Origin of the sequence: Sulfurovum sp. XGS-02 (assembly GCF_023213175.1) — a bacterium.
Lineage (GTDB): Bacteria > Campylobacterota > Campylobacteria > Campylobacterales > Sulfurovaceae > Sulfurovum.
Genome location: NZ_CP093312.1, coordinates 1,826,166 through 1,850,616, shown reverse-complemented (window position 1 = coordinate 1,850,616; position 24,451 = coordinate 1,826,166). Strand labels below are relative to the sequence as shown.

The following is a 24,451-nucleotide window of genomic DNA, read 5'->3' as shown; positions in this document are numbered from 1 at the left end:
CAGACGTTGGTTTATGCGATCCGTCGCATTATGCATAAGAAAGGTTGAAGATGACACATGAAGAGATCAAAAGGCATCGTGTAGAATCTATACTTAAAGAGATTATTCCTGAAGCACTCGGCAGTTTGGATGATGAGCGTATCAACGGACTGACAGTGACTGACGTGGTGTGTTCAAAGGGTAGATCGGATGCAAAAGTCTACCTTGATACTTCATTTCTGAATGAGAAAGAACAGAATGCAGCACTCAGGCAGCTACGGGCCGTAGCAGGGTATATACAAAACCATTGTAAACAGAGTGAAGGGTGGTTCAAGGCCCCAAGACTTACCTTTGAGTTCGATCATCAGTTAGAAAAGGTGAGTCGAATAGAAGATCTCTTTAAGCAAATAAGTACCAGAAAAACAAAAGATGACGGGGAGTCTACAGATGAATCTTGAAACACAAATCGCTAAAATTATAGAAGCCAATGGTGCATCCCTGTATGATATAGAGATCGTGACAGAGTTCGAAGAGACGATCTTTCGTGTTTTGATCACAAAAGCAGGCGGTGTGGACCTTGATTTGTGTGCAGATATTTCTCATGAACTCTCCCCTTTTCTGGATGTCCACCCTCCTATGAGCCAGAAATATCGACTGGAGGTCAGTTCACCTGGGATCGAGAGAAAACTTACAAAACCTGTGCACTTTAAAAATGCGATCGGTGAAAAAGTAAAGCTCAAGATCACAGGCGGTGACAAAGTAAAAGGGACCCTCAAAAGTGCTGATGACAATGGTATCGTTGTGGAGACAAAGCAGGGTGATGAAAGCTTTGAGTATGGAGCATTGGGGACAGCAAAAACCTATTTTGACTGGAACTAGATTTACTTTTAGATAAAGGAGAGGTTGCTGTGAGAGATGAATTTTATATGCAGCTTGCTCTGGATAAAGCTTGGGAATACCAAGGCTTGACCTATCCCAATCCTGCGGTAGGTGCAGTAGTCATGCTAGAGGATAAGATTTTATCCATCGAGGCGCATCAGAAAGCAGGCACTTCCCATGCTGAAGTTTTGGCTCTGCTATCTGCCTACGAAACACTCACAAACCGATCTATAGATTTTGATCCCTATGATTCCCGTAAAGCACATGACTTTCTTTTAGCCCTTCCCAAAGACTTCTTTAGTGACTGCACGATCTATGTGACACTTGAACCCTGTTCACATACAGGTAAAACCCCCTCTTGTGCTTCTTTATTGCAGTCACTTGCTTTACATAGGGTAGTAATAGGTACAGATGACCCTATAGAAGGACACGGCGGCGGTATGAAGCAGTTGGGAAATGTGAGTGTCGGTATACTCAAAAAGGAGTGTCAGGCACTGATAGAGCCTTTTATGATATGGCAGAATAGAGCCTTTGTATTGTTCAAACTTGCACAAACGACCAACGGGCGTATCGGTGGAGGCTACTTGAGTTCCAAAGCTTCCTTGACTCACGTGCATCAGCTCAGAGAAGTGTGCGATACACTTCTCATAGGCGGGAATACCGTAAGAGAAGACAGGCCTACTTTGGATTGCAGATTTATACAAGCAGAGGCACCGAATGTCAAGATCTATGCCAAGGAAGATAATTTCGACAGGGAGATCCCGCTTTTCTCTGTTGAGAAACGGAGTGTAGAGATCATCAACAGATTGGATTTTTTAGAGAGACCTTCTTTTGTTTTGGTAGAGGGCGGAGAAGGGATGCTCAAAGCAATTCATGAGAAGATAGATTGGATGCTTATTTACCAAACACCTAAGCTCTCTACGAATAATTTAACCTATAATACCACTATGAATTTACATTTTCTGCATCAAGATAAAAAAGAGAAAGATTTGATGATATGGAGCAAACACATTGGGCATTGAGAAATTAACAGATAAAGAAGAAAAACAAGAAAAAATTGTTACGATGTTTGACGATATCGCAACCACTTATGACCTGGCGAACAGGGTATTGAGTTTCGGTATCGATATCCAGTGGCGCAAAAAAGGGTGCGATAAAGCCTTTGAGATCTTGGATAAAAAAGAGTTGACACAGGTGACTGATGTGGCAACAGGTACAGGCGACCTGTTGATCTACTGGAAAGAACAAGCCAAGAAAAACGGTGTAAAGATCGGAAGATATGTAGGGATCGACCCCTCTGTGGGTATGCTAGAGGTGGCAAGAGGAAAAGTGGATTTCGCAGAGTTTATTGAGGGTAAAGCTCAGAAACTGCCCATAGCAGATGAGAGTACGGATGTTATCTCCATCTCTTATGGTATCCGTAACGTGGTTGACAGAGTAGAGGCACTGCAAGAGTTCAACCGTGCACTCAAGCCAAACGGTATAGTCATGATCTTGGAGTTTACCAAACAAGAAAGAAGCGGTATGGTAGACAAGATTGTTGATTTCGGTATGAAGAAGGTGCTTCCTCGTGTGGGCGGTCTCATTTCCAAGAATTACGAAGCCTATAAATATCTGCCGGACTCGATAGAAGAGTTTCTGACCACAGAGATGTTGGCCAAAGAGTTGGAAGAAGCCGGGTTTGAGATGAAATATGTCAAATCTTTCTCTATGGGCATATCGACCCTTCTTGTTGCACAAAAAATATAACGTATAGATCAAAAAAGGAGTACCATGAGTCAATCAATGATGAGTGTCTCCTCGCTCAATACAAAAATCAAATCACTGCTTGAAGCCACATTTATGCATATCCTTGTTGAAGGCGAAGTGGCATCCGTGACCTATCATACTTCAGGACATATCTATTTCTCCATTAAAGACCAGCAGAGCAGTATCAAATGTGTGATGTGGCGCTCTTCGGTTTCAAAACTAAAATTTCGTATAGAAAAAGGGATGCATATCATCATAGAGGGTTCTGTAGGTGTCTATACCCCCAGAGGTGAATACCAATTTTATGCGGTGCATGTTGAACCTTACGGCAAGGGTGCCTTGGCATTGGCCTATGAACAACTCAAAGAACGCTTAAAAGAGAAGGGATACTTTGATGCACAAAGAAAAAAACCCATTCCCAAACATATCAGAAAAATAGCATTGGTCACAGCTAAAGAGAGTGCTGCGCTCTATGATATGCTGAAGATCATCGAACAGCGCTGGCCCTTACTAGAGGTTGTGATCGTAGATACACTGGTACAAGGAGATGATGCAGCAGCCCAGATAGCCCATGCTTTGCACTATGCGGACAGTTTAGGTGTGGATGTGGTTGTTGTAGGGCGTGGCGGGGGAAGTGCAGAAGATCTGTGGAGTTTTAATGAAGAGATCGTAGCCGATGCGCTGTTTGCTATGCAAACACCCGTAGTGAGTGCGGTGGGGCATGAAGTGGATGTGATGATCAGTGACTTTGTGGCAGATCTGCGTGCACCGACTCCGAGTGCTGCGATGGAAATGATACTTCCTGATATGAGAGAGATACTCTATACTTTAAATGAGCAGGGTGAGCGATTTACCTATGTGATGAATCAAAAGCTGCAGCATCTTCTACGTGAATTAAAGCATACAGAAGAGATATTGTTCCGAAGTTCGCCCAGCAGACAGCTCAAAGAGACACAGATAGAGTTTATACGTTTAGAAGATGAATTTAAGAGGGTGATGATGTATAAGTTAGAGCGTTTTTCTTCTTTGTTACCTGAAATGTCCAAAAAGTATAGGCAGAATATGGTGTTCATTCTTGAGCAAAAAAGTCAGTATTTGGAGTTTATGGATAAAAAATTGAGGATGAATGATCCTAAATTACAGTGTCGTAAAGGATGGGCACAAATATCAGCAGAGGATAAGACCATTGAATTGAGCGCCATTGAGGTCAATCAGAAATTTACGGTTCAAGATGCGGAGACTCGTATAGAAGCTTTATGTTTAAGTAAAACATGAGATGGAATATTGGATAATATAAGTTAATTTAAGACTTACAAGATTAGGGATGGATAGCACATTGGAAAGAGTTCAAGAGATTATAGTTCAAATTACACGTGAAGAGTATGCAATCATGGCAATAATCCTCTTATCCATTCTCTTTGCATTCTATACCTATTTCCTTTCCAGACAAAAAAAGAAATTAAGGGCAACGCTTGCAAATAACCTGAGGGTTTTTCAAAAGGCCTTTGATATTTCTGATGATGCTGTGTTGATTCTTTCCCCTCAAAATAAAGTGATGTATGCAAGTAATGCTATGGTGCGACTTTTAGAGCTAAAAAGTGATTTTTTATTGAAAAAGTATAAAAGTACGGTGCAAATAAAAATAAAAAAGGATTGGCTAGGGTTAGATCAATTGATTCAAGAGCAGCGTACACAACCTAAGGATAAAGTGAAAGCGTATCCTCATGCTACGTTAAAGATCTCAGCAGATGATGAGATACCCGTGAATGCATATTTAGATACTATCGTAATGGAAATGCCAAAAGATGTCGTGTGTGATGTGATATCGATACAAGATCTAAGCAAAGTCAAGGAACGCTCTGCTGCGGAGTTTAAGCATCCACTGACACACTTGCCCAACCAATTTCAGCTCTATAATGATCTACCGGCATTCTTTTCGAAAGCACATTTAGAAAAAAATAAACTGGCTTTAGTGCTTATGAGTCTGGACAACCTCTCAAGGTTACGCTCCATTATTGGAGATGAACAGACCAATGATGTACTCAAAAAATTTGCTAGATACTTGGAGACTTTGACGAAGAACGTCAATGTATCGGTCTATCACACCTTTGATAACCATTTCTTGCTGACGGTAAAGAACTTGCATTCCATTGATGAGGCAAAAGTGTTTGTAGAAGATATTCAAAAGAAATTGGCCACATTTTATAAAATGGATGATGTACATTTACATCTGACTGTTTCGGCAGGTATCGGTATCTATCCTGACAGCGGACATATACGTCTACTGCTTGATCATGCCTATAAAGCATTGGCGGAAGCAGAGAAAGAAGGTGACAATAACATTACCATATTCTTACCTGAAAAATTTACCGCTGCGTATGATGAATTGAGACTCCATGGTGATATGCCGGGTGCATTGAGCAGAGGCGAATTTGAAGTCTACTATCAACCTATTGTCAGGGTCGGAGATCAGGAAGTTGTGGCGGCCGAAGCACTGATCCGATGGAAACATCCGCAGTATGGTATGATCCCACCTGATGTCTTTATCTCTCTCATGGAGAAAACAGGTTTTATTGTGAAGTTGGGCCAATTTATACTGGATGAAGTCCTAAAACAGCAAAAACGCTGGGAACTGTTCAATTTTAATCGTATCGAGATTTCGATCAATGTCTCCATGGTTGAGATCAATACGGGTGAGTTTGTGCAACATGTAGAAAGAAAACTGGCGGAGCATCAGCTTGATCCGGAATGTATCAAATTTGAAATTACAGAGGGTATCGCCATGCTCAATGAAGCGCAGACTGTAAAATACTTTCTTGCATTAAAAAAACTGGGGGTAGGTATCTCGTTGGATGATTTCGGTACGGGGTATACCTCTTTTGGATATTTGAAGAAATTTCCTGCAGATATTGTAAAAATTGATAAAAGTTTGGTCGATTATATCTTGACCAATGAAGAAGATCAAAGAATTGTAAAAGCGATCATAGAATTGGCACATACTTTAGGCATGAAAATAGTGGTTGAAGGTATTGAAAATCAACAAATGGTTGATATGATATCCTCTTATGGATGTGATTATCTGCAAGGGTATCATTTCTCAAAACCATTACCTGTGTTTGAATTTCAAAAACTGATCAGATAATGGGTATTTGACAATCATCATAAGAGAGAAAGAAGCTACCGATTAGCAGCTTCTCCCTTAATGAATTATTCTCTATTCTATGTATGATTGAATGAATGACTTTTTGTGATTTTGGACGTAGTCGGAATCTCTTGTCCTTGTTCTCTTGTCTAGTTCTTAGGTTTATTTATTGCCACAATAGCACCTGTAGTAATTACTAATGCCGTCAGGATACCAAAAAAGATATATTGTAACTCCATTCTCGTCCTTTCTTCGTTTAAATTATAAAATAACTAACTCATGCCATACCGTTTCATCTTTAAAAGGTGAAGGAAAAAGTTAAAAAAGAGAGAAACATTTATGGTCTTATCTAGATGAGGATCAACCAGATAAGTATGCTTCCATACTTTAAGTTATTTTGACCGCGGAAGTATAACCAATAAAGTGTTAATTAATTGTAAATTTTTAACAAAATCAAGTCAATTTCATCTTTAGATAAAACGCTTTTTTTTTATTAATAATCATTGATTTGTTGAGGTTATCTAACAGTTGGATGACCTAGTTTGATAGCTGTTTGTTTTGAAGAAAAGTTGTACAATTTAAAGAGAGTTGTAGAAGTGCACAAAACCTCATGAAGAGAGGTTTGTGCGGTGTAGATCAGATATAGTGTCTGATTTACATCATTCCTGGCATACCACCCATACCGCTCATATCCGGCTGTGCTGAAGGAGGTTCAGGTATGTCTGAAACAGTTGCCTCGGTTGTGAGAAGCAGTGAGGCCACAGAAGTCGCATTCTGAAGTGCTACACGTTCCACTTTAAGCGGGTCAATGATCCCTGCTTCAAGCATATTGACATATTCTCCTGTTGCAGCATTAAATCCTAAATTTGCATCGGTTGAATTGGCAATTTCATTGGCCACCACACCCGCATCAAATCCTGCATTCTGTGCAATCTGCTTCACCGGTGCAAATACAGCTCTTAAGATGATCGCTGCACCTACAGCTTCATCGTCATTAAGATCAAGTTTGACAGCCTGACTTGCTTTGATCAGTGCAGCCCCACCACCGATAACGATACCCTCATCTACAGCGGCTTTTGTCGCTGAGAGTGCATCGTCAACTCTGTCTTTTTTCTCTTTCATTTCAGTCTCAGTGGCAGCACCTACTTTGATCACGGCAACACCGCCAGAGAGTTTCGCAAGGCGCTCCTGGAGTTTCTCTTTATCATACTCACTGGTAGTCGTACCAATCTGTGTTTTGATCTCACTCACACGTGCAGCAACGGCATTGACATCACCTTTCCCATCCACGATAACAGTATTGTCCTTGTCTATGACCACTCTTGCCGCCTGCCCAAGATCAGCAAGTGTTGCTTTCTCGAGTGTAAGACCGAGCTCTTCAGTGATTAGTGTTGCACCTGTCAAGATAGCGATATCTTTAAGCATCTCTTTCTTTCTGTCCCCGAAACCTGGTGCTTTCACCGCAGTGATGTTAAGTACACCTTTGAGTTTGTTAAGCACGAGTGTTGAGAGCGCCTCACCTTCAATATCATCTGCGATGATAAGAAGCGGTCTGCCGCTTTGCTGTACCTGTTCCAGCATAGGCACGAGATCTTTCAGTGAAGTTACTTTACCATCTGTTACAAGGATAATAGGTGTTTCAAGCTCACAGGTCATTTTTTCTGTGTTGGTTACAAAATAAGGAGAGATATACCCTCTGTCAAACTGCATACCTTCAACCACATCAAGGTCATCGTTGATCCCTTTTGCTTCTTCCACCGTGATCACACCGTCTTTTCCTACTCTGTCCATCGCTTCAGCAATGAGATTACCGATCGTCTTGTCAGAGTTTGCAGAGATCGTAGCTACTTGCGCGATCTCTTTTTTGTCTTTGACCTCTTTGGAGATCTTTTTAAGCTCTTCAATGATGGCAGCAGATGCTTTGTCCATACCTCTTTTCACCTCTATCGGGTTTGCCCCCGCAGTGATGTTTCTGAGACCTTCTTTAAAGATAGCGTGTGCAAGTACTGTTGCAGTCGTTGTTCCATCTCCGGCTTCATCCGCTGTGTTGCTCGCCACTTCTTTTACCAGCTGTGCACCCATGTTTTCGAGTCTATCTTCAAGCTCTATCTCACGTGCTACGGAAACACCATCTTTTGTAATGTGCGGTGCACCATATGATTTTTGTATAAGAACGTTACGTCCTCTAGGTCCCATGGTTACTTTCACGGCATCGGCTAACTTTGTCACACCTTCAAAGAGACCTGACCTTGCTTTATCTGAAAAAAATATTTCTTTTGCCATAAACTATCTCCTTAAAATTATTTGATTAAACCAAGCACTTCTTTGCTTGTCAATATGAGGTACTCTGTACCTTCGATCATGATCTCCATCCCACTGAAGTTCGCAAAGACTACAGTATCATCTACATTGATGCCATCCTCTTTTGCATCAGGTCCAACTGCAATGACTTTTCCTTCTAGTGGTTTTTCTTTGGCTGTATCTGGAATATATAGCCCAGAAGCGGTTTGATTTGACTGCTCTTCACGAAGAACGAGTAGTCTGTCTTTTAATGGTTCAAATGCCATAGTGACTCCTTTATTTGTGATTTAATTTTATAGTTGCATTGTAGTGATTTTTTCTAAAAATGTCAACAACTTTCTTTAAATTATTTAAGTAATATGAGTGACATGGACTAAACAATTTGTTAAATAAAGGCTTTTTACATTTTTTTTACCAAATGTGTTGACAATAAAGGTATCTTTAGATAGAATTCCGTCTCTTCACAACGATGTCAAGGTAGCTCAGCTGGTTAGAGCGCTGGTCTCATAAGCCGGAGGTCGAGGGTTCAAGTCCCTCTCTTGACACCATTCAAATTATTAGCAATCCCCTTATTTACTTAATCTTCTGACGATTGATCAAAATTATTCCCACATTTATATTTTTCTATTTTTGAGCCGAGGGTCTAATTTTTTGTCCCGAATTTGTCCCGAATTGATGGGGGCTTCTCTAGGAGAAAGTAAAAGACTATTTTGTTAGGTCATATTTGTATATTTTTCACAATCCTGTATCATAATCTTTATATCACTCTGCATCTGAATCAATAGAGTTAAAACACTATCTTTCTCATTATTATCTACAAGCGTACTTTTTAATATTTTCATATTGTGTATCATTTTTAGGGTTTTATCTTTGATATTCAATATAAGGTCTAGCATTTCTGCATCTGAGTGTTTATGCAGATCAGGGTTTAACATGCTTTCAATAGGATTGATAAAGGCGATTGTATTTAACTCATCTTCAAATGATGTTTCAGCAATCATTAAATGTTTTAAGTGAGTAGTTGGATGTTTGTTTATCCTCTCTTCTGCTTCATGAAAATACTTTATCTGTTCTTCGGCTAAAACGAGTAAATGTCTAAAATAGGAGCTAAGAACTTTTTTTGTTTTTCTTTCTTCTTCTTTTTCTTTTTCCTGTTCTATTCGATTTGTATTATTAATAGTTGTGATGACAGAATAACCAGCTATTTGAGAAGCTAATAAAATTGCAATTGGACCTAAATAGTTTTTAAAATCAAGAGTGAAAAAAAGCATTATAATAAGTACAAAACCAAATGTTATAAGTATGTAGAGCATAGCTTTAGGAAAGGAAAACCCTTTCTCATTTTTGAACTTATCAAACATATGTCACCTCATTTTATTTTTTTATATGCCATGCAACCATCTTTTTCATTCAAGTCACAAGCTTTACGAAAATACTGTTTTGCTTTAAAAAGATCTTTTTTAACACCTTCTCCATTTTTGTACTGAACACCAACATGATAGCATCCCATACCATCTCCTTTTATACATGCCTCCATAGAAAACTTTTTAGCTTTAGACAGATTGCGCTTAACTCCGCTTCCATGATAATAGAAAATACCGTTCATAGTACAACCATATGGTACACCTCGATTACATGCTTTAGTAAAATATTGAATGCTTTTAGAAACATTTTTTTTAACACCTTCTCCTTTCGCATACTTTAAAGCAGTACCTAAACAAGAGAGACCATGACCAAGATTACAAGCTTTAGATAAATACTTTACTGCTTTTGAGTTATTTTTCTTAATACCTTCTCCATTATCGTACATTCTTCCAAGGTTATAGCATCCGGTAGACAAACCTTTGTTACACACTTCTTTATACAAGTTAATTGCTTTAGAATAATTTTGTTTGACACCTTCCCCATATCTGTAAGCGTTAGCAAGATTATTGCATCCACCTTGATCCCCTAAATTACAACCCTTAGATAAGTAATTTATTGCTTTGGAATAGCTTTGTTTTACACCTTTACCATCTTCATACATCGTTCCAAGTAAGGAACATCCTGCTCCGTCACCACCTTCACAGGCCTCTGAAAAGTATTTAACTGCCTTAGAATAGTTTTGTGTTATGCCTTTCCCCGCTGCATAGGCTATACCAAGATTAGCACAACCTATCATGTTACCTGCCTCACATGCTTTCTTATTTTCCTTAATGGAATCTGCACTAATACTTGTAGATCCTCCAAATAACAAGAAAAATACTAGTAATAATTTTTTCATTACTCAAACCTTGTATATGAAATCTTTTATATTATATCAAGTTAGAATAGACATATGCATCATATTAAGGTTCCATTATATACAGTGATAGTTTTTGAAAAATAAATACTTTATAATCTAAAATATTTTATAAGCTTTTGATGAATAATCATGTGTGTATTTTTTTAATATAATTCTAAGTGTCGTTCGTAAAGTTTTGTCCCGATTTTTGTCTCTAAACTTTAAAAAAGATTTTATTTAAAAATTTAAGTAGATTGTATAGTAGAGTAATTCTATTATGCATTAGCTCGGAGAACTTGTATTAGAATAGAGTTCTCCTGATTGTAAAAAAGGGTGTTTGTCTTATTTTGTGTCTTCGTAATATCCAACACCTGCACCTATAGCTGTACCAACGGCTGCTGATTTAAGTACTGAACGTCCAGATACAGCACCAACCACTGCTCCTGTACCGGCTCCAATCAGAGCACCTTTTTGTGTTTTTGGGCCAGGTTGAGCACATCCTGACATCAATCCAGCAACTGAAATAGCAACTAAAATGCTTTTAATTTTTAATATTTTCATGACTATTCTCCTCTTTTTTTATAGAATATTATGAAAGTGTGTATTGCCTGTGTAGTGAATTCTTGTGAGTATACTAGATGCGTCGGATTTGGTACGTTCAAGTCCCTTTTTTAATACATCCAAGTCATCTATAATCCTCTTATGTACTTACTTTCAAAGCTTGAGTAAAATGAACAACAACTTCACACTTATTTCACACAAGAAGACTATACTGGCGCTATGAACTCCATGAAGGATTCTTTCCCCTTTTTGATACTTCTGGTTTTCTGGTAACTTTTATTTTAGATCGCATCACTCTTTTTTGTGTGTATGCTTCCTTTAATTTTGTCCAAAACCTTTAAAAGTTACCTCCTTCCCAAAACTCCACTATGAATGATTCATTCTCTACGAACCCTATAAAATATATTCAATGACCCCTTTTGTGTTTTAAAAGCTTGCATGGTATGATTGTAGGTGATAAAGTGAAGATCAGTCTTGTAGCTGAAGGTATGAAAACGTAGGCAAAGATATAAAACATTCTAAAAAGGATCTATCATGGCAACACCGGTAAAAGTTGAATTGGAAGCAGATAAAACACACTATTTTTGTACGTGTGGTAAGAGTGCAGACGGAGTACTGTGTGACGGCAGCCATAAAGGCACAAATTATAGACCACAACCCTTTACAGTCGATACCACAAAAGTGTATTCTCTATGTGCCTGTAAAAAAAGTGGAAACCTTCCATTTTGTGATGGTACACATAGGAAATTATAAGGCATGATTCCTGTATCAAGAGAATCATGACTAAGAAGTTTATATCTCTATTTTGATACTATTTCAAAAATAAAATTTGAAGTCAGATAAAGGTAGGAATTAAATCATGTTAGAGGTTTTATTATTGGCATTTGCTCTGAGTATGGATGCATTTGCAGTTTCTATAGGTATTGGTGTGAAAAATCAATATTTCGATAAATTTTTAGCATTGAAAGTGGGACTTTTTTTTGGTTTTTTTCAAGGTATCATGCCGCTGTTCGGTTATCTCTCGAATGTGGGTCTGGGAAGTGCTATAGAGTCCATTGATCACTGGGTTGCTTTTATTTTATTGGGTATACTTGGCGGGAAAATGCTTTATGAGAGTTTTGGTGAAAATATTGAAGATGATATCAGACAAATAACCAATAAACTACTATTCTATTTGGCTATTGCTACAAGTATAGATGCCATGGCAGCAGGGTTCACGCTCAATCTGCTTCAGTTAGACCCATATATTTCTATGATCATTATAGGAGTTGTGACATTTCTATTTAGTGTTTGGGGTGTCTATATCGGTTCCAAGGGTGGTGGATTTTTAGAAGAGAAGGCAGAAAGAGTAGGGGGTATCATTTTAATTGCTATCGGTTTAAAGATACTCATTGAGCATACGCTCTATTGACAGACAGGTATAGAATATAGGCAAGGTGTTGAGCAACACCTTCATGTTTATGATCTAAGACCTACTTTATGGAGAAGAAAGATCACGCTGTAATAGGCCAAAACCGTTAAAAAGATCGAGATAAGCATACTCGGATAAAAGCTGAGCCCTTTTTTGATCAAAATCGGAAAAGCGATAAAGAGTGTCATGGATGGTGCAATGAGCCAAACAATATTCTGTGAAAACTCTACGGCTTTGTTGCTGCTGTTAGTGTCTATATACATCCATGTCATGGCCAATATAGATACCAAAGGGATAGCTGCCAGTATGGCACCTATCAAACTGCTTCTCTTGGAGATCTCGGAGATCAATACGATTAAAACCGTGGTGATCACGAGTTTTGTTATATAGTAAGCCAATGGTCACTTCCTTTGTGCATGCATAGAACACTCTATGAGATTAGAGTGTTACCGTTGTGGTCCAGATACCGTGTAGATTACAGCCTGCTTTTGCTTTGAGTTCTTTGACATTGTCAAGCTTGACTGCAAAAGAAGCTGCTCCGCGTGAAATTTCCGGTTCAAGGACACTTTTACCTACCAGTGTATCATCTGCATAGAGTTCGATGAAATCGATCCAGTGATCTGGTGTGCTCGGGTGGATGATCCCCCCTTGACCTACAGTGATATATACATCCGTATATCCATTGGCATCTTTTTCTTTGATGGTGATCAGCGGAGAGTGCTTGAGCTCGCCTTTGTCCATATTTGACGGATCTTTTGGTTTCATCTCCATACGGTTCATATGTTCTACAGCCATTTTTGCTTCCGCACTCACTGCTGCCATCATGGCTGTTACACCTGCCACTTTTAATGCATCTCTTCTATTCATGATTATTCCTTTTTTATGAGTATAAAACTAGTGAACACTATATAAAAAATTTTCTTAATTTCATCTAATTGGTTATTCATAGCGTAAGGCATCGATAGGGTTCATCGAAGCGGCCTTCCGTGCAGGTATGATACCGAATATAATACCGATCAACATGGAAAATACAAGCGCGATCACAGTGATAGAAGGATCGATCACCAGCACGATATCAAGCCATTGTGCCACACCAAAGGTGATCAGTATACCCGATAGTATGCCTACGATGCCTCCCAGGCCTGAGAGTACGATTGATTCTATAAGGAACTGTATCAGGATATCTTTTGCCATGGCTCCCACGGCCATACGTATACCGATCTCCCTTGTACGTTCCGTTACGGAGACCAGCATGATATTCATGATACCTATGCCTCCTACGATCAGAGAGATCGCCGCTACGGCTCCCAGCATCACCGTCAGTACTGTCGTCACTTGTGAGATAGTATCAAGCAGTGCTGTCATGCTTCTGACCTGAAAATCATCATCCATGGGATTGTCGATATGTCTATGCTCCCTGAGGACTCTTTCTATCTGAATTCTTGCTTCTTCCAAAGGAACATTCTCTTTGACGGCAGCCATCATCAAATGAAGGTTGTCACTTCCGCTTATACGTCTCTGAAACAGAGTAAAAGGGAGCAACACCACATCATCCTGATCCTGTCCGAATGTATTTGCACCTTTTTCCTCAAGTACGCCGATCACTTCACACGAAAAGTTTTTCAAACGGATCTTATTGCCCAGGATCGTGTCTGGAGTCGCTGAAAGGTTTTTGATGATGCTCTGGCCCATGATACATACTTTCTGTCCTGTTCTTAGTTCATTCTTTTCAAAGCCTCTTCCCTCTTTGAGCTTCCAGTTTCGTATCTGTAGATACTCATTTTCAATGCCTCTGATATTGGTACGGTAGTTTTGTTCCTTGTAGATCACCGTCATGGAACTGTTCTCCACAGGTGAGATCGCATCAAGCGCATAGATCGAGGAACGGATGATCTCAAGGTCTTTCTTTTTGAAAGGTTTTTCGATCACGCCTCTGCTCCCAGGCCCTCTGCGTTGTCCGGGCATGATATAGAGTGTATTGCTTCCTAATTGCTCTACACTCTGTGTGATCGATTCGCTGGCACCTTGGCCTATATTGACCATCGCGATCACTGAAGCGATACCGATCACAATACCCACAGCAGTAAGCAGTGAACGCATAAGGTTGCGTCTGATCTCACGCAGTGCAAGCAAAAATGCATTACGAAACACGATTGACCTCTTTTTCGATGGTCCCGTCACGCAGATAGATCGTTCTTGAAGCATAGGCTGCGATATCATCTTCGTGAGTCACCATAATCACAGTGATCCCCTGCTGGTTAAAGGTTCTGATCAACTCCATGATCTCATGGCCGCGTTTGGTATCGAGGTTTCCAGTAGGTTCATCTGCAATGAGGATCTTTGGACGTGTTACCATCGCTCTGGCAATCGCTACACGCTGCTGCTGTCCCCCTGAAAGCTGGCCGGGGTCATAATAGAGTCTGTCTTCCAGGCCTACATCCTTGAGTGCCTCGGTTGCCATGCGTTTGCGTGCTTTGCTGTCAAGCCCTTGGTAGATCAAGGGTACTTCCACATTTTCAAGTGAAGTGGTTTTTTTTAAAAGGTTATACCCTTGAAAGATAAACCCTAAAATATACCTTCTGAACAATGCACGCTGGTCTGCACTGAGAGAGGCTATCTGCGTGTCTAAAAAAATGTACTCTCCGCTGCTTGGGACATCGAGCGTACCCAGAATATTTAAAAGTGTCGATTTGCCGCTTCCGCTTGGCCCCATGATAGCGATAAATTCCCCTTTTTCTATCTTTAGGTCGATGCCATGAAGTACGGTTGTTTCGGCATCTCCTTCCCCATACACTTTGCTGATATTCTTTAAAGTGATCATGGTGCCGTTTCCTGATTGATGATGATCTTTTGTCCCTCTTGAAGATCACTGCTCTCTATCGCACTTAAAGGGCCGTTATTGCCCAGTACCTTCACATAGACTTTTTTAGGTACACCCTCTTCGAGTATCCAGACATGAGGTTTGGGATCAACCTCTATCTTTTCATTTCTCTCGCCACCAAAAAAGGATTGGGATTCTGGCTTGACAGGGATAAAAAGCAGGGCAGAGCGTTTGACTACAAATACATCCTTGAGCATGTTTGTCACAATGTCGGCATTGACGCTCATACCCGGCTTGAGCAGCAGATCTTTGTTGTCCACTTCCATAATCGCTTTATAGGTGACAACACTCTCCAGTACTTCTGAGTTGATCCTGACCTGACGGATCGTTGTATCGAAGGTGGTATCGGGGTAGGCATCTACGCTGAAACTTGCTTTTTGCCCTGTTTCGATCTTTCCGATATCTGCTTCATCAATGCTGATCTGAAGCTCCATCTTACTCAGATCTTTGGCAATGCTGAAAAGCACAGGTGTCTGGAATGTCGCAGCTACCGTCTGTCCCGGGTCGACATTTCTTACCAAAACGGTTCCGTTGATAGGCGAATAGATCTTTGTACGTTCAAGATCATACTGTGCGGCCTTCAAAGCGTGGGTGGCCTGGGCTATCTGAGCCTGGGCATTGGCGATCTGTGCTTTGGTCAGCAGGAAGTTTGCCCACTCCCTGTCCCAGTCACTTTGTGTAGGGAGTGTCCCCTTGGAAGAGGTTTTGAGTTTTTCATAGCGCTTGACGGTTGTTTCGGCCTGATAATATTGTGCCTGTGCACTCTGCAATGCTGCTTTCGACACTTGCAGTGCAGCTTTGGCCCTGTCATAGGCACTTTGATATTTGGTGGTATCCAGGCGGGCTAAGAGTTCTCCTTTTGTGACCTGATCGTTATAGTCGACATAGACCTCTTCGATGGTACCTGAGACCTCTGTCCCCACATCCACACTTTCAAGTGGCTGAATATACCCGCTGGCCGATACGGTGAGAGAAAGATCAGATTTTTTCAATATTTCCGAGACATAACGATACTCCATCCCTCGGGGGTCTCTGAAAAAGAAAACATAGACAAAGAGAAGTGTTATGCCCATGAAAAGTATCGCCCATTTGCCCCATTTTCGTCTATCTGTGTGATAATTGATGATCTTTTGCATCTCTTCCATACGGCGATCCTTGTGGATATCAGTAGACCCTTGGGTCCTCATTACACTATTCTAACAGAGCATGGTTGTAATGTCAATTGAAAAAAGAACGTACCTTTTTTTGCATTAGGCCTATTTTTTAAAAAGTATGTTACACTCAAAGAAAAATGGAGTTGTCATGCGGGTTATACTATTTTATCTATCTCTGTCACTTTTTTCTTTCTCTTCCCAAAGTGATGTGATGGAAGTACAAAAAGAGGTAGATGCTTTAAAGGAGCCTATGTATAAACCTCTGGTCGAACGCTACATGTTGGATGAGGTCAGGAACCTGCGTATGGAGCAGCAAAGCTTACGTGTGGAGATGCATGAAAAGATCGCGCAGGCCCGTTTGGATGTTTCGGATCGTGCGATGAACTATATGACCAGTACCGTGAGTAATATTTTTTTGATCCTTACTGCCATAGCCTCTCTAATCGCCATTTTAGGATGGAAAAGTGTCAAGGATGCCAAAGAACAGACCAAACTGGTTGTGCAGCAAAAACTGGAAGAGATTACGAAAGAGTATGCAGAAAAACTTGCAAAAATAGAAGCAGAGATGCAGAGCCGTTCTGAAGATATCATCACGAATCAGGAGAGCATCGCCCGTTCCAATGCCATACATGCGCTTTGGAGAAGAAGCAATCTTGAAGATAATGTTCAGGCAAAAGTCGAGATCTACGACCAGATCCTTGAAATTGACAAGAATAATGTAGAGGCATTGACCTATAAAGCAGATGCAGTACTGGATCTAGGACAAAAAGAGTGGGCACTGAACCTGTGTAACAAGGCATTGGATTTGGACAGCGGATATGCCTATTCTTATTGGCAGCGGAGCTGTGTGAATGCAGAAATGGGAAATATAGAGAATGCAGTCAGTGACATCATCAAAGCGATCAAGATCTCTCCGGTGTTGGCAAATGATATTGAGAGTGAAAGCAGTTTTGATGCGATCCGTGACAAAGAAGCGTTTAAAGTATTTATGAATGAGCAGTTGCCAATACTCTTACGATCAGAGTCATAAGCGATCATAAGAGCACGGGAGAAGGTTAAGAGGCCTTACTCTCACTTTACTGAAGAGACTTAATCCACTTCTTTTAAACTTTCCACTATAATTTCATAAACATTCCATATCTAGGTAAAGAGTATGATCGATTTAAAATATCTCCAAAACAACTTCGAAGAGGCCAGTGCAAAACTCCAAAAAAAAGGTGTAGATACAACTGCGCTTGAAAACCTTCAAGGTTTATTTCTATCGCTGAAAGAAGCCAATGCAGCACTGGAAGCTGCAAAAGCGGAGCAGAACAGCATGTCTAAGCTCTTTGGACAGTATATGCGTGAAGGCAAGGACATTACTGAACTTAAAGCGAAAGTAGATGCCAACAAAGAAGCGATGGTTCCACTTCAGGAGAAAGCCAGAGAAGCCGAAGAGGCACTTTATAATGTAGCGTTGGCAATCCCGAATTTTCCAGATGAGAGTGTACCGGAGGGTGCAGATGAAGAGGATAATGTTGAGCTACGTAAAGTGTTGGAGCCTAAAAGTTTCTCTTTTGAACCCAAAGAACACTGGGCATTGGCCGAGAGCAATGGGTGGATAGATTTTGAACGCGGTGTAAAGCTTGCAAAAAGCCGTTTCTCGGTGCTGCGTGGTGAAGCTGCAAGATTGGAAAGAGCACTGATCAACTTTTTCCTGGATACGAATGCTGCTAAAGGCTTTGAAGAGCTTTGTGTACCATTTATGAATAACAGTGCAATGCTGCAAGGTACAGGACAGCTTCCTAAGTTTGAAGATGATCTCTTTAAAATCGATGAAGAGGACCTTTACCTTATCCCTACGGCAGAAGTACCTCTGACCAATATGTATCATGATGAGATACTCACAGAGAAAGAGCTTCCAGTACTGATGACAGGATACACACCATGTTTCAGAAAAGAAGCGGGATCCGCTGGACGTGACACACGCGGTATGATACGTCAACACCAGTTTGATAAAGTAGAGATGGTGGCCATCGCACATCCTGACAAAAGTGATGAAGTGTTTGAAATGATGGTAGAAAATGCTTCTGATATACTCACTGCACTGGGATTACCGCATAGAGTCGTAGAACTCTGTGGCGGAGACCTTGGGTTTGGTGCAGCAAAGACCATAGACCTGGAAGTGTGGCTCCCGGGACAGAACAAATACCGCGAAATATCTTCTATCTCAAACACAAGAGATTTCCAGGCAAGACGTGCAAAGATCCGTTTCAAAGACGGTAAGAAAAACAGATTTGTTCATACGCTCAACGGCTCAGCACTTGCGGTAGGACGTACATTGATAGCTATCATGGAGAACTATCAGAACGAAGATGGAAGCATTACCATTCCTACTGTGCTTCAGAAGTATATGTAAATTTACTTAATACCTATGAATAGACAGATTGTACTGTCTATTCATTGTCAGGATGATTGAATCCTTTTTTTTTCAATATTTCGTAACATGAGTGATGAAGTTTTATCGGTTGCCTAGAAATAGAGATATCTCCTTACATCGAATCTCCAAGATGCATTGCAGTTTCGGAATCCCATCTTGCAACATGTAGTACCAGCCAATGTTTGAATTCATCTTCCAGGAACTTTTGTATCTCTTCAGGGTCCCTATGGCTTTCCCAGCTTTTTTGGAGTTGATCGAGCTTTTTTCTCATCGTGTCATGTTCACTTTTATGCATTTGCATAGCATAGAACTTACTCTCTTCCATCATTGCTTCTTCTGTAGAAAAATGATCTTCTACATCAAACTGGACGACCTTAAAGAGTTCATCTATCTTCTCCTTATCTTTTGTCAGGACAGCATCATGAAAATCATTAATGATCCTGATCTCCTCTTCGTGTAATATATTCATCATATCATTGGAAACTTGTTGTATATCTTTAACGTCTATCAGCATGATTTATCCTTATGTTGTTCTCATTTCGCTTTTCTATTTCAAGGTTTTCCATATATTTCACTTTTAAGAAGACCGAGGGGAATCCCTCTCTTACGCTTCGTTCTGTTGTTCCATTTTTCTCGCAAGATAATCTGCTGTGGGGGCATCTACCGACTTTACATGCATGATAATCCACTCAGGTGTCTTGGCTACAAAGTTGATGATCTTCTTGATATCCCCAAACTCTTTCCATTGTCTTGTTGCATACTGAAGATCCATTAAAAACATATCATGTGCCAATTTATGCATCTCGTAAGATGGAAAGTCATACTCTTGCATTAAACGCTCTTCATTCGCAAAGTGTGCTTTCACATGTGCGATATATTCGTCCAGTTTATGTTCCAGCTCAGCTTGTTCTGTTGTACCTCTTTCATATCCTACAGTAAGCTTCTCGATCTCATTGATAATTTTAATTTCATCCTCATGTGTCTTCTGCATCTCATCGACACTCATATACTCTACCTGTTCTGCATAAATCAATCCCATGCTAGGCTCCTTTTTCGTTCATTGTAGTATAGAAGTGTTAAAAGTATATTGATAAAAATCAATAGGCCTCTATAAGTCTTCTATCTACCTGTCGCAGTGAGTGATCTCTTTGAAGGAGGCGTGGAGAGGACTTGAGAGTTGTGATATAATTCACTTTCTATAGTATTAATACAAAAACCTGAACGATCTCGAAGCCTTATTATCAAACATAGAAGTGTAGAGTGCCTCAGTATAAGATAAATAAAAGTAAGGTGCATTATGGAAAAATCGAATATTACGGAGATACTGAAGCAGATCACTCTCTTCTCTTCATTAAGTGAAAAAGAGCTCAGTGAACTCGCAACCGTGACGCAGATATCTCATTATCATAAAGATTCGATCGTTTTTACACAAGGTGAGATGAGTGAAAATGTCATGATATTGATCGATGGGGTCGTGAGTATCTATAAACATGACAGTAAAGGAAATGAAGTTGTGATCGGATACTTTAACCGGTATGCACTGCTTGCTGAGGCGGCTACTTTAAGAAAGACTCCGTTACCTTCATCTGCAAGATTTCAAACAGACGGTTCTATTCTTAAAATTTCACTCGATGGTTTTGAAAGTTTTCTTCTCAGTCATTCCAGACTTGCGTATGAAATTATTCAGTCACTGCTTGCAAAGATCGATCTCCTCCAACAAAATATACATTTTAACCTTGCGGCAACCTCCAAAGAGAAAGTATTAAATTTTTATCAGAAAAACCCTAAGTTGGCATTAGATCTCAAACAGTATGAGATAGCCTCTATACTCAGTATGACACCGGAAACACTCTCTCGTAATATCTCCAAATTACTGAAGGAGGAAAAACTGATACAGGTTTCAACGGGTTATAAAGTACCTTAAGCTGTGAATCTTGATAAATATCAATACACTTTTCATATTTTTTATTTAAGATGCACTAAAAAATTATGAAAAGTCTGAAGGATAAAATATGTTAAAAATAAATGTTATCGTAGCCACAGCTATTATTGGGGTTAGTACATTATATGCAGGTGACGTTGATCTAGTAAAGACGAAATGTGCTACATGCCATATGCTTGAAAAACCGACACCTGATATGATACCTACCTTAAAAGCACCACCTATGGGAGCTGTGATGTATCATACGAAGTTGGTGATGGCTGATAAGCAAGCAATGAAAGATTTTATTACTGATTATGTGATAAACCCTGCGGCAAAAAAATCAGTCTGTGAGTCAAATAAAGTACAACAGTACGGTGTGATGCCTTCGCTTAAAGGGAGTATTACCCAAGAGGAGCTCTCTAAGATCGCGGATTACCTGATCGAGCACTACCCTTCCGAAGAATTTGTAGATATGATCGATGAAATTCAAAGAAATGACAAAATGAATGCACTACAGAACTCTCCATTTCTGATCAATAAGGAAGCGTTGCCCCATATGACAAAGCTGCTGATCAAACATTGGGATAAACAGGCTTTGGGACTGAGTGACGAGCAGAAAAAGAAACTTCTTGTGATTCGAGATCATACGATAGGAGAGGTTCAAAAAGCAAAACGAAAGATTGATACTTTAGAGACGGAAATGATGGAAGCTCTGTTCATGGATGATGAATCCCCAAAAAACCTGGAGAGTAAAATAGATGAAATAGCGAAACTGAAAGCATCTGTAACAAAAGTGCATATTCAATGTATCTCTCAGACACTGGAGATACTCGATGATGAGCAGATAGAGTATTTACTTCCTTTCTGGGAATATAAATAGTTATTTTAACCCTTGATTTTAGTATCTGTAGGCTGGTTCCAGATAAGGATCCGATAGTATGGATGAAATAGGATGGTGAGGAAAATGCGATATCCCTTGTTTTTTGATGAAGTTGACTCAATATTACTTTATGATCCGCTCAGTGATTTTCTAGGTGCATGTGAAGAGGGTAAAGTTGAGATCAGTTATTTAGATTGTGTCAAGCAAGCAGGCCACTCCTGTCCCACTGTTGCAGGCGCTTATCTTATGACAGTGATAGGATTAAAAATGCTCTATGGTTCCAAACTGCCGCAGCGTGGGGACATCACTATCAGTATGAAGGGAAAAAGAAGCGAAGGGACAGTAGGTGTAACGGGAAACATTATCTCATTTATTGTTGGGGCGAATGGAGAAGAAGGATTTAAGGGGATACAGGGGAATTTTTCAAGGAACAATTTGATTGCTTATGATCAGCCAATGGCGGGAGATGTAACGTTGGGAAGAATTGATACTAATCTCTCCGTTTCACTCAGCTATGACCCTTCGGTGATCCCTGGAGATCAAAGATTAAAACCTTTGATGGGAAAAATATTGCAGGGAAAGGCATCTGAGCAAGAGAGAAATATTTTCAAAGCGTTATGGCAAGAGAGAGTCAAAGAGATTTTACTTACCAAAATGTTAAGAGATAAAATGATTCAAGTCTATTAGATACGCGTGAGTTAGTTTTTTGCTAGGGTGATTTTTAGATGATTTGAATGAAATAACGTATATAGACTGAAATTTTGACATGTCTACTCGATTAAATGCTTACATATCCAAACTTGATATAAATCAATTTCGTAAATCATGTTTTGGGATATACTTCGAAGACTTTATAAAAAACAGGAGTTTAAATGTCCCTTTCACAATCAACGATCAATACGGTCAAAGCTACAGCTGGTACAGTTTCTCAAAATGCCGAGGCTATTACAACAAAAATGTATGAGATCCTTTTTAACCAGAATCCAGAACTCAAAGAGTTATTTAAAGATGCGGATCCGGATCAGCATAAAAAACTTGCTTCGGCAGTGGGTGCCTATGCTGCAAATATCGATAATCTGGAGGTTCTGTCTAAAGCGGTCGAGAAGATGGCACAAAGCCATGTACGTACCCATGTCAGACCTGAACACTATCCAATGGTGGGTAGTGCCATTCTTGGTGCTATTAAAGAGGTCTTGGGAGATGCTGCCACAGATGAGATCCTTGATGCTTGGAAAGAAGCCTATTTTTTCCTGGCTGATATTTTGATCGCCAGAGAAAAAGAGCTATACGCATCATAAATAAAACATTCAAGCCAATAGAAAATTCTATTAGCTTGTATCGTAAACAATACCCCCTTCAAAGGAGATAGTGATGCGTCGACATGTATATGGCTATTTCAATCGAATGCGGGGGTTGGAAGCTTCACCATCCCGAGCACACATACCTCATATTATCTGGTCAGGCATAGGAGCTTTCCTTGGAATTTACCTCATATCGGTGCTTAATCAATATCTTTTTGTGAACACGGCAGACACACTTTTTCTGGTTGGTTCGTTCGGCGCTTCTGCAGTGTTACTATACGGGGTGCCTAATGCAGAGTTGTCCCAGCCTCGCAATTTAATTGGAGGGCATATCATTTCGGCACTTATAGGTATCACGGTATATAAATATTTGCCATTGGAACTTTCACTTCTCAGTGCCTTGGCTGTCTCTTTATCTATTGTAGCAATGCACATTACACGCACTCTACATCCCCCTGGAGGTGCAACAGCCTTAATTGCTGTTATCGGAAGTTCCCAAATCCATGAATTAGGCTATAGGTTCGTATTGACACCGATTGCAACAGGTACTTTCATTTTATTGATCATCGCACTTGCAGTCAATAACATGTCAAACAACCCAAATCGACACTATCCGCGTTACTGGCGGTAAGTAATAACTAGCTGTTCAATTCTATCGCTTTTTTCACACAAGACTCCAGTGAAGAAGTATCAGAAATGACAGGCGTAATGTTTTGTGGAAAATATTGCGCTGTTGTCTTCCCTATGGATATGGCTTTAAAACTTTCATCCCAGGATATATTTTTAAAAAAACATTCAATGGTCGAAGGTGAAGAGAAGATGATCGTTGAATTTTTAGGTAAGGTTATTTTTTTATCCAATGGTTTACAAACCGTTTGATAGATGATCAATTCGTCACATATGATGCCATTACTATTTAAAATGTTCACAAGGTTTGAGACAACTTTAGAAGCTCTGATATAAAGAAGTTTTTGATGTTTATATTTTTCTGCTATCTCCAGGGCAAACTTGTCCCCATGTTTTTCTTTGCCGACAAATGCAAGTTTTCCACCCAAGTGTTTAACTATTTTAGCCGTCTCAGGAGCTATCACATACGCGGGCTTTTTTTTCCAAGTTTTATCCATAGAATCTAAGGAATAAATGGCATTTTTGGATGTAAAGACCAAAGCGTCATAAGAAGACAGGTCAACATCTTGTGGTATCGGTTCTATGGCAAAGACCGGTAGGTTCTTTGCCCATTTAACTTTTTTGTCACTCAAGATATAGATAGGCATTCTGCTGTTCTTTATATTCGTGATCATTGAGCTGAAGTATCTTTTTATTTTTTTCACTAAAGTATCTGAATCTGCGATCACGATAGATTTATTTTCATCAATAAAAAAGTGGATATGCTTTTTACTGAGTGCATGCGTGATCTTGATCAATTCATTGTAGGTATATTCACTGGGCCAATTGTTATCCAATACTAAAAGATTCATTTTCTCATCATAGGTATAGTAGATTAAATTCAATGGTTCCAGTATGTTTTGTATTTTTTTCATGATTCACATTTTTTTTTAATATTGAGTGAGAAGATAGTACAACTTTGTATTTAACTGTTCATTAAC

General features: G+C 39.8%; 28 protein-coding genes and 1 tRNA gene. 16 read left to right on the top strand and 13 right to left on the bottom strand.

The window, feature by feature from the left end; genetic code table 11:
* Positions 1-50: 50 nt before the first annotated feature.
* The 6 genes from rbfA to MN086_RS09120 all read left to right on the top strand — a co-directional run bounded on the left by rbfA (position 51) and on the right by MN086_RS09120 (position 5,749).
* Positions 51-437, top strand: coding sequence for a 30S ribosome-binding factor RbfA (gene rbfA, locus MN086_RS09145; RefSeq protein WP_248575706.1), 387 nt, complete (start codon positions 51-53; stop codon positions 435-437).
* Positions 427-858, top strand: a complete 432-nt coding sequence (gene rimP, locus MN086_RS09140; protein WP_248575705.1) for a ribosome maturation factor RimP — start codon at positions 427-429, stop codon at positions 856-858. The genes rbfA and rimP overlap by 11 nt, the downstream gene beginning before the upstream one ends.
* Positions 859-887: 29 nt before the next feature.
* Positions 888-1,880 carry a bifunctional diaminohydroxyphosphoribosylaminopyrimidine deaminase/5-amino-6-(5-phosphoribosylamino)uracil reductase RibD gene (gene ribD / locus MN086_RS09135; RefSeq protein ID WP_248575704.1) on the top strand — a complete coding sequence of 331 codons (993 nt, stop codon included), beginning with the start codon at positions 888-890 and terminating at the stop codon, positions 1,878-1,880.
* Positions 1,870-2,607 (top strand): bifunctional demethylmenaquinone methyltransferase/2-methoxy-6-polyprenyl-1,4-benzoquinol methylase UbiE, encoded by a 738-nt coding sequence (ubiE, locus tag MN086_RS09130; RefSeq protein ID WP_248575703.1) that lies wholly within the window; start codon positions 1,870-1,872, stop codon positions 2,605-2,607. Before ribD ends, ubiE begins: the two co-directional genes overlap by 11 nt.
* A 24-nt stretch (positions 2,608-2,631) precedes the next feature.
* Complete coding sequence (xseA, locus tag MN086_RS09125) at positions 2,632-3,882, top strand: exodeoxyribonuclease VII large subunit (RefSeq protein ID WP_248575702.1); 1,251 nt, start codon at positions 2,632-2,634, stop codon at positions 3,880-3,882.
* Positions 3,883-3,997: 115 nt separating this feature from the next.
* Positions 3,998-5,749, top strand: coding sequence for a bifunctional diguanylate cyclase/phosphodiesterase (locus tag MN086_RS09120; protein WP_248575701.1), 1,752 nt, complete (start codon positions 3,998-4,000; stop codon positions 5,747-5,749).
* A 654-nt stretch (positions 5,750-6,403) separates the two neighbouring features.
* Here the strand turns inward: MN086_RS09120 and groL are convergent.
* Positions 6,404-8,032, bottom strand: a complete 1,629-nt coding sequence (gene groL, locus MN086_RS09115) for a chaperonin GroEL (RefSeq protein WP_248575700.1) — start codon at positions 8,030-8,032, stop codon at positions 6,404-6,406.
* Between the two features lie 17 nt (positions 8,033-8,049).
* Positions 8,050-8,316, bottom strand: a complete 267-nt coding sequence (locus tag MN086_RS09110) for a co-chaperone GroES (RefSeq protein ID WP_248575699.1) — start codon at positions 8,314-8,316, stop codon at positions 8,050-8,052.
* A gap of 205 nt (positions 8,317-8,521) precedes the next feature.
* On the opposite strand from MN086_RS09110, the gene MN086_RS09105 reads away from it, so the two are divergent.
* A tRNA-Met gene (locus tag MN086_RS09105) sits at positions 8,522-8,598 on the top strand.
* Positions 8,599-8,763: 165 nt separating this feature from the next.
* Here MN086_RS09105 and MN086_RS09100 read toward each other — a convergent pair.
* The 3 genes from MN086_RS09100 to MN086_RS09090 all read right to left on the bottom strand — a co-directional run bounded on the left by MN086_RS09100 (position 8,764) and on the right by MN086_RS09090 (position 10,874).
* The gene (locus MN086_RS09100) at positions 8,764-9,411 is read right to left on the bottom strand and encodes a hypothetical protein (RefSeq protein ID WP_248575698.1); all 648 of its coding nucleotides are present in this window, start codon (positions 9,409-9,411) and stop codon (positions 8,764-8,766) included.
* Positions 9,412-9,419: 8 nt separating this feature from the next.
* The gene (locus MN086_RS09095) at positions 9,420-10,313 is read right to left on the bottom strand and encodes an SEL1-like repeat protein (RefSeq protein WP_248575697.1); all 894 of its coding nucleotides are present in this window, start codon (positions 10,311-10,313) and stop codon (positions 9,420-9,422) included.
* A 342-nt stretch (positions 10,314-10,655) separates the two neighbouring features.
* Complete coding sequence (locus tag MN086_RS09090) at positions 10,656-10,874, bottom strand: YMGG-like glycine zipper-containing protein (protein WP_248575696.1); 219 nt, start codon at positions 10,872-10,874, stop codon at positions 10,656-10,658.
* Positions 10,875-11,408: 534 nt separating this feature from the next.
* Between MN086_RS09090 and MN086_RS09085 the strand changes: the two genes are divergently transcribed.
* The gene (locus tag MN086_RS09085) at positions 11,409-11,627 is read left to right on the top strand and encodes a CDGSH iron-sulfur domain-containing protein (RefSeq protein WP_248575695.1); all 219 of its coding nucleotides are present in this window, start codon (positions 11,409-11,411) and stop codon (positions 11,625-11,627) included.
* Between the two features lie 106 nt (positions 11,628-11,733).
* Positions 11,734-12,285 carry a manganese efflux pump MntP family protein gene (locus tag MN086_RS09080; protein WP_248575694.1) on the top strand — a complete coding sequence of 184 codons (552 nt, stop codon included), beginning with the start codon at positions 11,734-11,736 and terminating at the stop codon, positions 12,283-12,285.
* Positions 12,286-12,332: 47 nt separating this feature from the next.
* Here MN086_RS09080 and MN086_RS09075 read toward each other — a convergent pair whose 3' ends face one another.
* The 5 genes from MN086_RS09075 to MN086_RS09055 all read right to left on the bottom strand — a co-directional run bounded on the left by MN086_RS09075 (position 12,333) and on the right by MN086_RS09055 (position 16,311).
* Positions 12,333-12,683 carry a DUF3147 family protein gene (locus tag MN086_RS09075; protein ID WP_248575693.1) on the bottom strand — a complete coding sequence of 117 codons (351 nt, stop codon included), beginning with the start codon at positions 12,681-12,683 and terminating at the stop codon, positions 12,333-12,335.
* A 40-nt stretch (positions 12,684-12,723) separates the two neighbouring features.
* The gene (locus tag MN086_RS09070; RefSeq protein WP_248575692.1) at positions 12,724-13,152 is read right to left on the bottom strand and encodes a desulfoferrodoxin family protein; all 429 of its coding nucleotides are present in this window, start codon (positions 13,150-13,152) and stop codon (positions 12,724-12,726) included.
* 72 nt (positions 13,153-13,224) lie between these two features.
* Entirely contained in the window at positions 13,225-14,436 is a 1,212-nt protein-coding gene (locus MN086_RS09065) for an ABC transporter permease (RefSeq protein WP_248575691.1), read from the bottom strand.
* Positions 14,426-15,106, bottom strand: coding sequence for an ABC transporter ATP-binding protein (locus MN086_RS09060; protein ID WP_248575690.1), 681 nt, complete (start codon positions 15,104-15,106; stop codon positions 14,426-14,428). Before MN086_RS09060 ends, MN086_RS09065 begins: the two co-directional genes overlap by 11 nt.
* Positions 15,103-16,311 carry an efflux RND transporter periplasmic adaptor subunit gene (locus MN086_RS09055; RefSeq protein ID WP_248575689.1) on the bottom strand — a complete coding sequence of 403 codons (1,209 nt, stop codon included), beginning with the start codon at positions 16,309-16,311 and terminating at the stop codon, positions 15,103-15,105. The genes MN086_RS09060 and MN086_RS09055 overlap by 4 nt, the downstream gene beginning before the upstream one ends.
* A 157-nt stretch (positions 16,312-16,468) precedes the next feature.
* Here MN086_RS09055 and MN086_RS09050 point away from each other — a divergent pair, with 157 nt between their 5' ends.
* Entirely contained in the window at positions 16,469-17,350 is an 882-nt protein-coding gene (locus MN086_RS09050; RefSeq protein WP_248575688.1) for a tetratricopeptide repeat protein, read from the top strand.
* Between the two features lie 123 nt (positions 17,351-17,473).
* Positions 17,474-18,718: a serine--tRNA ligase gene (gene serS, locus MN086_RS09045; RefSeq protein ID WP_248575687.1), complete on the top strand. Its 1,245-nt coding sequence runs from the start codon at positions 17,474-17,476 to the stop codon at positions 18,716-18,718.
* 133 nt (positions 18,719-18,851) lie between these two features.
* Here the strand turns inward: serS and MN086_RS09040 are convergent, their stop codons facing one another.
* Both MN086_RS09040 and MN086_RS09035 read right to left on the bottom strand, forming a co-directional pair.
* Positions 18,852-19,253, bottom strand: coding sequence for a bacteriohemerythrin (locus MN086_RS09040; protein ID WP_248575686.1), 402 nt, complete (start codon positions 19,251-19,253; stop codon positions 18,852-18,854).
* A gap of 90 nt (positions 19,254-19,343) precedes the next feature.
* Positions 19,344-19,778: a bacteriohemerythrin gene (locus MN086_RS09035; protein ID WP_248575685.1), complete on the bottom strand. Its 435-nt coding sequence runs from the start codon at positions 19,776-19,778 to the stop codon at positions 19,344-19,346.
* Between the two features lie 258 nt (positions 19,779-20,036).
* Between MN086_RS09035 and MN086_RS09030 the strand changes: the two genes are divergently transcribed.
* The 5 genes from MN086_RS09030 (at position 20,037) to MN086_RS09010 (ending at position 23,475) form a co-directional block, all read left to right on the top strand.
* Positions 20,037-20,663: a Crp/Fnr family transcriptional regulator gene (locus tag MN086_RS09030; protein WP_248575684.1), complete on the top strand. Its 627-nt coding sequence runs from the start codon at positions 20,037-20,039 to the stop codon at positions 20,661-20,663.
* Positions 20,664-20,751: 88 nt separating this feature from the next.
* Entirely contained in the window at positions 20,752-21,543 is a 792-nt protein-coding gene (locus MN086_RS09025; RefSeq protein ID WP_248575683.1) for a Spy/CpxP family protein refolding chaperone, read from the top strand.
* An 84-nt stretch (positions 21,544-21,627) separates the two neighbouring features.
* The gene (locus tag MN086_RS09020) at positions 21,628-22,230 is read left to right on the top strand and encodes a hypothetical protein (RefSeq protein WP_248575682.1); all 603 of its coding nucleotides are present in this window, start codon (positions 21,628-21,630) and stop codon (positions 22,228-22,230) included.
* A 185-nt stretch (positions 22,231-22,415) separates the two neighbouring features.
* Positions 22,416-22,841: a globin domain-containing protein gene (locus MN086_RS09015; RefSeq protein WP_248575681.1), complete on the top strand. Its 426-nt coding sequence runs from the start codon at positions 22,416-22,418 to the stop codon at positions 22,839-22,841.
* Between the two features lie 73 nt (positions 22,842-22,914).
* Positions 22,915-23,475 (top strand): HPP family protein, encoded by a 561-nt coding sequence (locus MN086_RS09010; protein ID WP_248575680.1) that lies wholly within the window; start codon positions 22,915-22,917, stop codon positions 23,473-23,475.
* 7 nt (positions 23,476-23,482) lie between these two features.
* Here the strand turns inward: MN086_RS09010 and MN086_RS09005 are convergent, their stop codons facing one another.
* On the bottom strand, positions 23,483-24,385 hold the full coding sequence (locus MN086_RS09005) for a uroporphyrinogen-III synthase (RefSeq protein ID WP_248575679.1): 903 nt from the start codon (positions 24,383-24,385) through the stop codon (positions 23,483-23,485).
* Between the last annotated feature and the right edge of the window lie 66 nt (positions 24,386-24,451).